General features: G+C 69.2%; 11 protein-coding genes. 1 reads left to right on the top strand and 10 read right to left on the bottom strand.

Annotation, left to right across the window (positions count from 1 at the left end; all coding sequences use genetic code 11):
- From RJ03_RS38065 to steA, 9 genes are all read right to left on the bottom strand, one after another.
- On the bottom strand, window positions 1-347 hold a 347-nt coding region (locus RJ03_RS38065; RefSeq protein ID WP_036500800.1), incomplete at its 3' end, for a hypothetical protein.
- 282 nt (window positions 348-629) lie between these two features.
- Entirely contained in the window at window positions 630-1,346 is a 717-nt protein-coding gene (gene scpB, locus RJ03_RS10635; protein WP_036500811.1) for an SMC-Scp complex subunit ScpB, read from the bottom strand.
- Window positions 1,347-1,681: 335 nt separating this feature from the next.
- Complete coding sequence (locus tag RJ03_RS10630; protein ID WP_051024542.1) at window positions 1,682-2,554, bottom strand: segregation and condensation protein A; 873 nt, start codon at window positions 2,552-2,554, stop codon at window positions 1,682-1,684.
- Complete coding sequence (locus tag RJ03_RS10625) at window positions 2,551-3,522, bottom strand: ParA family protein (protein WP_083870734.1); 972 nt, start codon at window positions 3,520-3,522, stop codon at window positions 2,551-2,553. Before RJ03_RS10625 ends, RJ03_RS10630 begins: the two co-directional genes overlap by 4 nt.
- Window positions 3,523-3,820: 298 nt before the next feature.
- Window positions 3,821-4,753, bottom strand: coding sequence for a site-specific tyrosine recombinase XerD (gene xerD / locus RJ03_RS10620; protein ID WP_036500805.1), 933 nt, complete (start codon window positions 4,751-4,753; stop codon window positions 3,821-3,823).
- Between the two features lie 161 nt (window positions 4,754-4,914).
- The gene (locus RJ03_RS10615; protein ID WP_036500798.1) at window positions 4,915-5,559 is read right to left on the bottom strand and encodes an NUDIX domain-containing protein; all 645 of its coding nucleotides are present in this window, start codon (window positions 5,557-5,559) and stop codon (window positions 4,915-4,917) included.
- Entirely contained in the window at window positions 5,556-7,292 is a 1,737-nt protein-coding gene (gene pyrG / locus RJ03_RS10610) for a CTP synthase (RefSeq protein WP_036500796.1), read from the bottom strand. The genes RJ03_RS10615 and pyrG overlap by 4 nt, the downstream gene beginning before the upstream one ends.
- 197 nt (window positions 7,293-7,489) lie before the next feature.
- Window positions 7,490-8,404, bottom strand: coding sequence for a copper transporter (locus tag RJ03_RS10605; RefSeq protein WP_371507565.1), 915 nt, complete (start codon window positions 8,402-8,404; stop codon window positions 7,490-7,492).
- A gap of 17 nt (window positions 8,405-8,421) precedes the next feature.
- Window positions 8,422-9,636 carry a putative cytokinetic ring protein SteA gene (steA, locus tag RJ03_RS10600; RefSeq protein WP_036500795.1) on the bottom strand — a complete coding sequence of 405 codons (1,215 nt, stop codon included), beginning with the start codon at window positions 9,634-9,636 and terminating at the stop codon, window positions 8,422-8,424.
- A 172-nt stretch (window positions 9,637-9,808) separates the two neighbouring features.
- Between steA and RJ03_RS10595 the strand changes: the two genes are divergently transcribed.
- Window positions 9,809-10,231, top strand: coding sequence for an SRPBCC family protein (locus RJ03_RS10595; RefSeq protein WP_036500794.1), 423 nt, complete (start codon window positions 9,809-9,811; stop codon window positions 10,229-10,231).
- A gap of 11 nt (window positions 10,232-10,242) precedes the next feature.
- Here RJ03_RS10595 and recN read toward each other — a convergent pair.
- On the bottom strand, window positions 10,243-11,608 hold a 1,366-nt coding region (gene recN, locus RJ03_RS10590; RefSeq protein ID WP_036500792.1), incomplete at its 5' end, for a DNA repair protein RecN.

The raw sequence follows: 11,608 nt of genomic DNA, 5'->3' as shown, positions 1-11,608 counted from the left end.
GCCTCGGCCGTAGCCACCTTCGGGCCGTGAACCACGTCCGGCGCTGTCGCCGCCGCGGCCGGAGCTCTCGCCGCCGCGGTTGTAGCGATCGTCGCCTCGACCGGAGCGGTCACCCCCGCGGCCGTAACGGTCCTCTCCTCGGCCCGAGCGGTCACCACCACGCCCGTAACTGTCGCCCCCACGGCCGTAACGATCGTCCCCACGACCGGAGCGATCGCCACCACGCCCGTAACTGTCGCCCCCACGGCCGTAACGATCCTCTCCCCGGCCGGAGCGGTCACCACCACGCCCGTAACTGTCGCCGCCACGGCCGTAACGATCGTCTCCTCGGCCTGGGCGGTCACCACCCCGGCTGAAGCTGTCGCCCCCACGGCCGTAACGGTCGTCCCCTCGGCCGGAGCGTGCTCCGCGTGTGTCGCCGCCGCGGTAGCTGTCCTCCCGGCGCCCGTACCGGTCGCCGCGCGATCCGCCGCGTCCCTCGTCGGAGCGGCCGGCCGCCCCTCGTGCCGTGCGTCCGCCGCCGCGGGGCGGGTCGCTCTGTCTTTTCCTGCGGTCCGGTGTGCCATCTCGGCGAGCGGGTGTATTCACGTGGTCCTCTGATCAGTCGACAGGATCCGCTGCGGATCCGGTCAATCCTCGGTGCCGAGATCGATATCCGATTCGGCGGGTTTCCTCAGCTTGGTGTACCGGGGGTCGGTATCCAGGCTCTCGTTGATCTCGTCGATCAGGTCGACGCCCGGTAGCAGGGGCGCCAGCGACGGGAGTTCCGCCAGCGACGCGAGCCCGATCCGTTCCAGGAACAGTTCGGTGGTGACGTAGAGGGTGCCGTTGGTGTCGACGTCGGCGCCCGCCTCGGCGATCAGTCCCCGCGCCACCAGGGTGCGGATCACGCCGTCGACGTTCACCCCGCGCACGGCACTCACTCGTGCTCGCGTAACCGGTTGACGATAGGCGATAACCGCCAACGTTTCCAAAGCGGCCCTGGTGAGCTTGGACCGCGCCCCGTCCAACAGCATACGTTCGACGTAGGGCGCGTACTCGGTCCGGGTGTACAGACGCCACCCGTCGCCCACATACCGCAGGTCGATTCCGCTGCCCCGCGCAGTCCATTCCGCCGACATCTCCCGCAACACCCGCTGGACCCGCGCGGGTGCGTCGTCGACCGCCGCCGCGAGCAGTTCCACCGGCGCCGGCGCATCCACCACCAGCAGCATCGCCTCGAGCGCCGACCGCAGTTCCTGATCGTCGAGCGGACGGGCAACCTCCTCGTCGTCCGCATCATCCGCCGACGCAGTTCGCGCCGTGCCGGGAGGCTCAGCGTCACCACCGGGCGGTCGAGTCCGCACAGCCCCGGCGACGCCGTTCTGCGCAGCACCGGAGCGGACGACGATCTCCGGCGCACCATCGACGCCGGCGGCCACCCGCTCGCCGGCGCCGGGTCCGACAGCCGCGTCCTGAGCAGCATCGTCATCGGCAGATGCGACCACCACCGCATCGTCTCCTGCCGGCGCGACCTCCTCGGAATCGGCCCCGGCAGGCGCGACGCCGGTATCGGTCACGGCGTCGTCTGCCTCGGTGACGGCGGCCTCGGCTCGGACCTCCTCCGGCGCACCCGCGGCCCCCACGACGGTCTCGCGGCCTTCGGCCTCCGTGTGATCATTGCGCTGCTCACCGTGCGACGTCATCCGTAGTCCTCATCGATTGTCACGGGCTCGGCGGGCGCGCCCTCGGCCTCGTCGCCGATCCAGCGCACCGCCAGCGGGCCGAGCGGGTCGGGTTGGTCGAATTCGATCGTCTTGCCGCGGTAGAGCTCGAGCAGCGCGAGGAAGCGCGCGACGATCTGGATCGGCATCTCGCAGTCCGCGCACAGGTCGTGGAAGGTCGACCACTCCCCCGCCCCGCGCTTCTTCAGCATCTCCAGAACCAGCGCGGCCTGTTCGGCGACGGAGATGGAATGAGCGTGCAGGTGGTCCAGCCCGACCGTCGGCCGCGGCCGGGGCCGGAAGGCGGCCGCGGCGATATCGGCGAAACCCGCCGCGTCGACGCCGAGGCTCACCTCCGGCAGCAGGTCCAGGAAACGTTCCTCCAGCGACACCGCCCGCGGGTACCGGCGCAACGCGGCGGCCTCGAGTTCACCGAGCAGTTCGGCGACCTGTTTGAACGCCCGGTACTGCAGCAGCCGCGCGAACAGCAGATCGCGCGCTTCCAGCAGTTCCAGGTCGTCGGCGTCGGTCACCTCACCGGACGGCAGCAACCGGGCGGCCTTCAGATCGAGCAGGGTCGCGGCGACCACCAGGAATTCGGTGGTCTGATCGAGAATCCGATCCGCCCGCAGCGTCGGATCGCGCTCCAGGCTCGCGGTGAGCTCTTTGGTGTAGGCGATGAACTCGTCGGTGACCTTGTGCAGCGCCACCTCGGTCACATCGAGCCGCCGCTGGCTGATCAGCTGCAACAACAGGTCGAACGGACCCTGAAAATTGCTCAGCCGCAGGTGGAACCCGTCGGGCTTGTTTTCCGGTACGACCTCGGCAGCCGGTGGTCCGGCCTCGCTCACCGGCCCGACCGGTGGATGACTTCCCGTGCCATCGCCCGATACGCTTCCGCGCCACCGGATTTCGGCGCCCAGGTGGTAATCGGCTCACCGGCGACACTGGCATCGGGGAAACGGACGGTCCGGTTGATCACGGTGTCGTACACCAGATCGCCGAACACCTCCACCACCCGGGCCATCACCTGCCGGGAGTGCAGCAAACGCGCATCGAACATGGTGACAACGATGCCCGACAGCGCCAGCCGCGGGTTGAGCCGGTCCCGCACCTTCTCGACGGTGTCGGTGAGCAGCGCCAGCCCGCGCAGCGAGAAGTATTCGCATTCCATCGGGATGATCACGCCGTCGGCGCAGGCCAGCGCGTTGACGGTGAGCAGACCCAGCGACGGCTGGCAGTCGATGAGGATGTAGTCGTAGCGATCGCGCAGCGGGGCCAGCGCGCGGCCGAGGGTCTGTTCCCGGCCGACCTCGTTGACCAGCTGAATTTCGGCCGCCGAGAGATCGATGTTGCTCGGCAGCAGATCCATCCCGTCGACCTTGGTGTTGAGCAGCACGTCGTCGACGCTCGCCCGGCCGCCGACGAGCAGATTGTGCACGGTCTGGTCCAGGTCGTGGTGGGCCACGCCCAGCCCGGCCGACAGCGCGCCCTGCGGGTCGAGGTCGACCAGCAGCACCCGGCGGCCGTATTCGGCCAGCGCCGCACCGAGATTGATGGTGGAGGTGGTCTTGCCTACGCCGCCCTTCTGATTGCACATGGCGACGATCAGGGCGTCACCGTTGCGCGACGACGGGGGTGGTTCGGGAATGTCGCGCAGCGGGCGTCCGGTCGGGCCGAGTTCGGTACCGTCCGCCACGATGTCGTTCGCCTCCCAGAGTCTGCGGGCCGCCTGTTCGATTCGGAGGCCGGTTCGGATATTCGAAAGCGGTTCTGCCGCAGCGCTGTTCGGCGGCTCGGCCGGGCCGGCTGTCGTCATGTCCGCTGCTCCTTCAGTTTTCCTGCTCGTTGCCCCGCCGCGCGCTGCGGAACAGCGGGAGGCCGCCACACCGGACGCCGATGTACCGGACCGCCGCAATAGACGCTACCGCCTCCGAGCGCAAGACCCCCGATCGGACACGCTTGGGGAACGCCCCCGATCGTTGCGCACTTGTGTCATTGCCCGTGCCACAACACCGTGTCCTCACGGCACCAACCGCATTCTGTCGCCTCGAGGGGGTGTTGGGAAACCCTTTGCGGCAATCCGCACCCGATATCGCGCCGCCGCGGCCGGCGCGTTACCGCGCCCGCGGATGCGCGGTGGCCCACACCTCGTGCAGCGTAGTGACCGTGACGAGGGTGTAGATCTGCGTGGTCGTCACCGACGCGTGCCCCAGCAACTCCTGCACGACCCGCACGTCGGCGCCTCCGTCGAGCAGATGGGTGGCGAACGAGTGCCGCAGCGTATGCGGCGAGACCGCGGCACCGATCCCGGCCCGATCGGCCGCGTCCTGCAGAACCTGCCAGGCACTCTGCCGCGAGAGCCGGCCACCGCGAGCGTTGAGGAACAGGGCGGGAGTCCCTTTGCCGCGCGCGCCGAGCGCGGGCCGGCCGCGGACCAGATAGGCGTCGACCGCCGCCAGCGCCGGCCGCCCGATCGGGACCATGCGCTGTTTACCGCCCTTGCCGTGCAGGACGACCGCGCGACCGGTGGTGTCGATATCGTCGACGTCGAGTTCGACCACCTCCGAGATCCGGGCGCCGGTGGAGTACAGCAACTCCAGCATGGCGCGATCCCGCAGCCCGCGCGGCCCGCCTCCGGAACCCGCGTCGTCTCCGCCGCCCGCGGCTTCGAGCAGCCGGGAAATATCTTCGTACGGAAGCGCTTTCGGCAATCGCCGCGCCGGTGTCGGCGGCTTCACCCCGTGCGCGACATCTCCGGTGGTCAATCCCTCGGCGGCCGCGAACCGGTGCAGGCCACGCACCGCGACCAGAGCGCGGGCGGCCGAACTGGCGGCCAGCGCCGGATAGCCCTCGCCACCCGCCCGCAGCGAGACGACGAAATCGGCGATCTGGTTCTCGGTCACCCGGTCCAGATCGCCGATATCCCGCTGTCGCAGAAACTCCCGGTATCGCTGCAGATCACGGCGGTAGGCACTGAGCGTATTGCTCGCCGCGCCGCGCTCGACCGTCAGATGGTCGAGGTAGGCCTGGATCTGCCGCTCCACCATGGATTCACCCGGCCGGTAGCAGCGCAACGACCGCCGCAGCGGCGGGGACAGCGACATTCACGGTGTCATCATGACAGCAGCCGACGACATTCGTTCGCACGAAACACAGTTCGTGCGCCCGAGGTGCCGGCCGGCGCGGTGAGGCACCCGGCCGGTTCCGCTCAGGCCTGTGCGCGTTCGGCGGCCTTCCGCTCGAGCAACTGCGTCGGCATACCCGGCCACGGCACGTCGGCGGGCCGCAGCGTCGTGCCGTTCGCCCGCGCGGCCGAGGCGGCCAGCACGCCGGCCACCGCGGTCGCGTTCTCGATCCGGCCCGACAGCGCGGCGCTCACCGCGTCGTCCAGCGGCATCCGCACGATGGCCAAATCGGCCTCTTCGTGCTCCGGGTCCGGCCGATCGGTGTCCGACAGCCCGGTCGCGAGATAGATGCGCAGCGCCTCGTCGGTGAACCCCGGCGACAGCACCACATCCACCAGCGTGAACCATTCCCGTGCCGCCAGACCGGTCTCCTCGGCGAGTTCGCGTTGCGCGGCCGCCAGCGGATCCTCACCGGCCTGATCGAGCAGACCGGCGGGCAACTCCAGCAGCCGCCGCCCGACCGGGTGCCGGTACTGGTTGATCAGCACCACGGCGCCGTCGTCGTCGAGGGCCACGATCGCGACCGCGCCGTGATGCTCGACCACCTCGCGTTCGGCGACCCGCCCGCCGGGCATCTCGACCTGATCCCGGCGCAGCGCGACGATCGCCCCGGAATACACGGTTTCGGTGCCGACGGTGCGGAAGTCGTGGCTTCCGGGTTCGCTCACTGCGCGACCCGCTCGGCCTCGTCGGCCTCCTCGCCGTAGATCTCCACCGGGAGTCGTTCGGCGCCCTTGTATTTCAGCGCCGCGTCGACCAGTCCGGCGAACAGCGGGTGCGGCCGGGTCGGCCGGCTCTTGAGCTCGGGATGCGCCTGGGTGGCCACGAAATACGGGTGCACGTTCGCCGGCAGCTCCACGAACTCGACCAGATGTCCGTCCGGCGAGGTGCCGGAGAACCGCAGTCCGCTCTGGCCGATCTTGTCGCGGTAGGCGTTGTTGACCTCGTACCGGTGCCGATGCCGCTCCGACACCTCGGTGGTGCCGTAGGCCTGCGCCACGACCGATCCCTTCTCCAGCACGGCCGGGTAGGCGCCCAGCCGCATGGTGCCGCCGAGATCGGCCTCACCGGCGACCGCCTGGGCCTGGTCGGCCATCGTGGAGATCACCGGATGTGTTGTCTCCGGCTCGAATTCGGCGGAGTTGGCATCCTCGAGGCCCACCGAGCGGGCGGCCTCGATCACCACGCACTGCAGGCCCAGGCACAGGCCCAGCAGCGGAATGGAGCGGGTGCGCGCGAACCGGATCGCGCCGACCTTGCCCTCGATACCGCGAATGCCGAAGCCGCCGGGGATCAGCACCGCGTCGACATCACCGAGGTGATGCTGGGCGCCCTCCGGGGTCTCGCATTCGTCGGACTGCACCCAGCGGATGTTCACCTTGGCCTTGGCCGCGAAACCACCGGCCCGCAGCGCCTCGGTCACCGAGAGATACGCGTCCGGCAGGTCGACGTACTTGCCGACCAGCGCGACGGTCACCTCCTCGCGCGGGTTGTGCACGCGGTCGAGCAGATCACCCCAGACGGTCCAGTCGACATCGCGGAACGGCAGTCCCAGTTTGCGCACCACATAGGCGTCGAGGCCCTCGCGGTGCAGCACCTTCGGGATGTCGTAGATCGACGGCGCGTCGGGCGTGGAGATGCAGGCGTCGACGTCGACGTCGCACATCAGCGCGATCTTGTTCTTGAGCCCCTGCGGCACCTCCCGGTCGCAGCGCAGGATCAGCGCGTCGGGCTGGATACCGATATTGCGCAGCGCCGCCACCGAATGCTGCGTGGGTTTGGTCTTCAGCTCGCCGGAGGGCGCCAGATACGGCACCAGCGTCACGTGCAGGAAGAAGCAGTTGTCCCGGCCGACCTCGTGCCGGATCTGGCGGGCGGCCTCGAGGAACGGCTGGGATTCGATATCGCCGACGGTGCCGCCGATCTCGGTGATCACCACGTCCGGGGTCTGCCCCTGCAGATCCGGGCCGCTCATCGCGAGGATGCGGTTCTTGATCTCGTCGGTGATGTGCGGGATGACCTGCACGGTGTCGCCGAGGTACTCACCGCGGCGCTCCTTGGCGATCACCGTCGAGTAGACCTGCCCGGTGGTGACGTTCGCATACCCCGACAGATCTCGGTCGAGGAACCGCTCGTAGTGGCCGACGTCGAGGTCGGTTTCGGCGCCGTCCTCGGTCACGAACACCTCGCCGTGCTGGAAGGGGTTCATGGTGCCGGGGTCGACATTCAGATACGGGTCCAGCTTCTGCATGGTGACCCGCAATCCGCGGGCGGTCAGCAGCTGGCCGAGGCTGGAGGCGGTCAGTCCCTTACCGAGGGAGGAGGCGACACCGCCACTCACGAAGATGTGTTTGGTGGCCGTCTGATGGGGGGAACGCGCCGGAATCCGCGATTGACTCACGGAACTCCACGCTAACACGAAAAACGGTTGCGAAACGAATGCCACGCGGGGAACATCGGAGGTCGTCGTGCCGGTTTGTCACTTGCGTCTCATTCACCGCAGCAACCCCATGACGCGGCGCCCCGTCGGCACCGATCGCCCGGCACTCGCTCCGACGTGACGGATCATGCGATCGGGTTCGAGGAAGGTGGTCGTGCTCAGCCGGGCGAAGCGGTGACCGACAGCGACGTCGCCTCCGGCCCGGTGCCGTAGTGACCGGTTTTGCCGCCCAGTTGCTCGGCGAGGCCGAGAGCCGTTGTGACCCGGCCCGTCTCGCGGTCCACGTTGTCGACCGTGGACACGGTCGCGTCGAGGCGGTTGTCGCGGCGCGCCTCGGCGATCGGTCCCGACCCGTCCGAGGATCCGGCCCGCCCGGCCAGCACCAGGCCCGCCCCGCGTGCGCGCAGCGCCCCGGCGAAATGCGCGGTGATCGAGCCCTGCCCATTGTGGTCGGCCCGCGCGCCCGCCCCGGTCACCACCACCGCCAGCTGCGCGGGCGCGAAGTCGCCGGCGCCGAGGAAACCGCCGTTGCGCAAGGTATCGGCGATCAGTCCGCGCTCCTGTGCGGTGGCACGGTCGGCGCCGTTGGCCGGGTCGGTGAGAAATGCCAGGCCGAGCAGGTCACCGGCAAGGCTGCCCTGATCCACCGCCTCGGTCTGCAACTGGGCCCCGGCCGGGATCATATTCGTCACCGCGGTCCGTAACCGGTCCCCCTGCGACGCGTCGACGAAGGCGTCGGTGAGCGCGACCCGCCCGGTGATGGTCGCCCCGGCGGTGGTCAGCGCCGCCGTCACCGCGTCGACATCACCGCCGTCGGCATCCGGGGTGGTGAAGACGAGCACGGTGTGATCGGCGAGGGTTCCGTTCAGAATGCGCCCGGCCGACCGGGCGATGAAGTCGTCGGCCGCACCGACCTGCCGTTCGAGTCGTCCGTTGGCCGCGGCGAGCGCGTCGTTGCGCCGGGCCAGATCGTCACCACCACCCGAACCGCCGTGGCGGACGACGGCGCCGAGCGCCGCACCCACCGCCAATGCCAGAAAGATCGCGGTCAGGGAGACGACGAGCCGACGCATGGAACCCACTGCTTTCTCTACCCCCGACGGTCCGATAGTCGATGGAGCCAGTCCTGCGACTGCCGCCACGCCGAATCCAGCCAATCCAGCACATCGTTGCCCAGATGCGAGGACACCAGCAGTCCGACGATGAGCGCGATCAGCGCCGCCAGCACCACCAGTGCGGTCGCCCACCCGGAGTTGCCCTGCCGATAGAGGGTGGCCACTGCCTTGGCGTCCATCAGTTTCGGACCGGCCTTGAGCCGGGTCAGGAACATCGCGGGCGCCGATTCGCGGCGGCTGCGATCGAAGAAGTCGTCGAGCGAGGCCGGTGCCCCGCAGGTGATGATTAGCGCGGCGCCGTGATGGTCGGCCAGCAGCAGCGCCAGATCCGCCGCCGATCCCGAGGACGGGAAGGTGGTGGCGCCGATGCCCAGGTCCTGAATTCGCTCCAGCCCCTTGGCATGTCCGTCGGTATCGGCCGGAAGGATCAGCTCGGCACCGCATTTCAGCGCGCTCGCGGTGATCTCCTCCGGGTCGCCGACGATCAGATCGGGACGGTAACCGGCCTTGGTCAGGATGTCGGCGCCGCGGCCGACGCCCACCAGGATCGGCGCGTATTCCTTGACGAACGGCTTGATCGCCTTGAGATCGTCGCGACTGTCCACCCCGTCGGCGACTACCACGACGTGGCGGCCGCGCATCGACAGATCCAGGGCCGGAACCCCGAGACCGTCGATCAGCATCGCGCTTTCGGTCCGGATGTATTCGGTCGTGTTGCCGGCGAAGGCTTCCAGATGATCGGCCAGCCCGTTGCGCGCCGCGATCATCCGCTCGGTGATGACCTGGTCGGTGAGTTCGATGGCCTCGACCAGAACCTCCGGTTCCTTCTTGGTCAACTTGTCGGCATACACCACACCGGCGTCGATGCGGACCTTGCTGCCGTCCTTGATCTTGCCGAAGACGTCGCCGGAGACAGCATCCAGCAACACGATTCCGTTGGCGGCCAGCACTTCCGGGCCGAGGTTCGGATAGCGGCCGGAAATCGAGGGCGAGGCATTGATCACCGCCGCCACGCCGGCCTCGACGAGCCGGTCAGCGGTGAGGCGATCGATGTCCATCTCGTCGAGGACCACCACATCGCCCGAGCCGGCCCGCTTGAGCAGACGCCGGGTATTGCGGTCCACCCGGGCCATCCCGGTGACGCCGGGAAGCGTTTCGGTGTTGCGGGACAACAGTGCCAGCATCTTCATGGCATCCGATGATGGCCGCCGACTCTCAACCTGTGGTGGAGGCGCGCCGACGTCGTATCACATCCCCTGGCATGAGGCCAGCAAACTCGCGCCTGCCCGCCGTCGACTGGCGTGCCGAGCGGTACCGCTGGTACCGATATGCTTCGGCTCACTGCATCCGAAGGAGAACGCCATGGCCAGCACCACCGTCGACACGGTCATTCCCGCACCGCGCGACGTCGTCTACAAGCTGTTCGCCGAACGCGACAGTCTCAACGGCTATCTGCCCGTGCGCATTACGCTGCGTCAGCCCGGTGCCCCCGAGGCCTCCGGCGTCGGCGCGCGGTACCTGGTCGGCGTCGGTGGCATCGGCGTGACCGAGGAAACCACCGAACTGGTTCCCGGTGAGCGCATGGAATACCGGATCATCGCCGGTGCGCCGGTGAAGCGCCACGTCGGCACCATCACCTTCGCCGACGCCCCGGGCGGCACCCTGGTCTCGTACCGGATGGAATCCGAGCCCAAGCTGCCCGTGCCGGACAAGGCGACGGAACTGTTTCTGCGCGGCCTGATCGCGCCGTTCCTCAAGGCCGCCAAGAAGGCCGTCGCCCAGTAGAAGCCGCGCGGTCAGCCCGCCGCCGAGGTGGTGTCGGCCTTCTCCGCCCGCGCGGTGGCCAACAGCTCCTCGGCATGGGCGCGGCCGGTCTCGGTGTCGTCGAGGCCGGCCAGCATGCGGGCCAGTTCGACGACCCGCTCGTCGGTGGTCAGCGCCCGCACCCCACTGTTGACGCCCTTGCCGTCGTCGACCTTGTCCACCACGAGGTGAGTGTCGGCGAAGGCGGCCACCTGCGGCAGATGGGTCACCACGATGACCTGATGGGTGCGGGCCAGCCGCGCCAGCCGGCGCCCGATCTCCACTGCGGCGCGACCGCCGACACCGGCGTCGACCTCGTCGAACACCATGGTCGAGCCGTATTCGGAGGCCGCGAGCACCACTTCCAGCGCCAGCATCACGCGCGAGAGCTCACCACCGGATGCACTGCGGCTCAACGGTAGCGACTGCGCGCCCGAGTGGGCCGACAGCCGGAATTCCACTTCGTCCACACCGGACGCGCCCGCGTGCAGTTCCGCCCCCTCGACGGTGATGGGTGCGCTGTCCTGTGCCGATGCCGCCAGCGGCCGCACCTCCACCTCGAGTTTGGCGCGGCCCATCGCCAGGCCACTCAATTCGGCGCTCACCGCGGTCGCGAGTTTGCGGGCCGCCTTGCGCCGGGCCGCGGTCAGCTTCTTCGCCGTCTCCCGGACCTGAACGGCCGCGTTCTCGACTTCGGCGGCCAGCGCCGCCAGCGCCTCCTCCGACACATCGAGCGAGGCCAGGCGGGTGCGTGCCTCGTCGGCCCAGGCGATCACCGCGTCGATATCGGGCGCGTATTTGCGGGTCAGCGATTTCAGTTCCGCCTGACGGGTGAGCAGGCTGTCCAGCGCCGCCGGATCCGACGGCAGATCCGACAGATACGAACTCAATTCGGTGGTCACATCGACCACCACCGCGATCGCCTCCCCCAGCCGCGGTGCCAACGCCGTCAGCGCCGGATCGTCACTGGATTCCAGCCGGGCCCGCGCACCACCGAGCGCGTCCAGCGCACCGGCCCCCTCACCGTCGCCGGAGCCCGCCAGAGCCGCGTGGGCGGCGCCGGCCGCCTCCCGCAATGAATCGAGATCGCCGAGCCGCAGCACCTCGGCGACGATGCGCTCGTCCTCACCGGGTTCCGGTGCGACCGTGTCGATTTCGTTCAGCGAATGCTGCAACCGATCGGCCTCGAGTGCGAGTTCACGGCTGCGCGCGGTGCGTTCCAGCAGTTCGGTGCGCGCCTGCAGCCAGGTGCGGCGAGCCAGCTGATATTTGCGCAGCAGCCCGGCCACCGCGTCGCCGGCGAAGCGGTCCAGCGCCTGCAACTGCTGATCGGGACGCTGCAACCGCAGCTGGTCGTTC

Origin of the sequence: Nocardia aobensis NBRC 100429, from assembly GCF_000308375.1 — a bacterium.
Taxonomy (GTDB): domain Bacteria; phylum Actinomycetota; class Actinomycetes; order Mycobacteriales; family Mycobacteriaceae; genus Nocardia; species Nocardia aobensis.
Note: the sequence above shows the minus strand (reverse complement) of the source record. Positions and strands in the feature narration are given on the sequence as shown.